Annotated in this window: 1 pseudogene; it reads right to left on the minus strand. The window is 59.8% G+C overall.

Annotated elements, in window-relative coordinates:
- A pseudogene (locus TR36_RS14645) lies at positions 1 to 307 on the minus strand (dTMP kinase); the annotation flags it as partial.
- Positions 308 to 488: the final 181 nt, after the last annotated feature.

Raw genomic sequence — 488 nt, forward strand, 5'->3', positions numbered from 1 at the left:
CATCGATTATGCGAAAGCGGGGGGCTTTGGCCAGTTCCAGAAAGCCGTCGCGCATGCGGCGCTGAAGATCAAGGCCCATATCCTCGAACCGCTGTTCCGTATCCGCGCGGGCCTGCGCACGGGCAAGGCCGATTTCTGCCGGAATGTCGATCAGGAATGTCAGGTCGGGATCGATGCCGATCATGGTACGGTGAAGGATATCAACCGTATCGGTCAACTCGCCCCGCAATCCCTGATAGAGCCTTGTACTGTCGGCAAATCTATCGGTGATGACGATATGGCCCGCCTCCAGTGCGGGCAGGAGCGATGCCATCGCAACCCCGATCCTGAACGACGTCTATGACATCGTGGGCATGATCCGGTCACGTCAGGTCTGACATGATCCGAAAACTGGCAAAAGCGGGACTGACGGCACTGCTCGCAGTCTCGCTTCTGCTGACGGTCTGGACGGGTATCCGCATCGCGCGGGATCCGTCCCTGCGCCCCGT

Source organism: Falsirhodobacter sp. alg1, from assembly GCF_000739715.2.
Classification (GTDB): Bacteria; Pseudomonadota; Alphaproteobacteria; order Rhodobacterales; family Rhodobacteraceae; genus Falsirhodobacter.